Source organism: Azoarcus taiwanensis, assembly GCF_012910885.1.
Lineage (GTDB): Bacteria > Pseudomonadota > Gammaproteobacteria > Burkholderiales > Rhodocyclaceae > Azoarcus_F > Azoarcus_F taiwanensis.
In genome coordinates this window covers 1-391 of sequence record NZ_WTVM01000318.1, presented here as the reverse complement: position 1 = coordinate 391, position 391 = coordinate 1, and the positions used below count along the sequence as shown (strand labels likewise).

Below are 391 nucleotides of genomic sequence, written 5' to 3'. Positions count from 1 at the left end.
CGGCAGTGACCTGTGCGGTCTCGGATAATGGGGGCTCGACAACAGGTTCCGCCTCAACGTCGGGGATGGCCTGGTCGGAAAGGTCGTCGGCAAAGGTGGCGAAGCTGTCGTCCCTCGCGGGCTCCACTTCCTCTTCGGTCGAAGTGTCCGAGCTCGCGGGTTCGGATTCGAGTTCGAGGTCGAGGTCGCCGAAGTCGAAAGGTTCGGCCTCCGGCAGAAACGCTGGCGGCGCCGATTCGGCTTCCAGGGCCGATGCTTCCGTTGCCGGCTGAGCAGTCTCCGGTGCGCCTGCTTCGGCGCTGGGTGCGGCGCTGACGGCGCCCGCATCGGGCTCAGGCTGGAACTCCTCGAGAGCGTCGGTCGGCACGCCTTCCAGTGAGGTGATCTTGAG

Annotated in this window: 1 protein-coding gene; it reads right to left on the bottom strand. The window is 66.2% G+C overall.

Annotation, left to right across the window (positions count from 1 at the left end):
- Positions 1-391, bottom strand: a 391-nt coding sequence (locus GPA21_RS20525; protein ID WP_211163765.1) for a hypothetical protein, incomplete at both ends; no start/stop codon positions are given.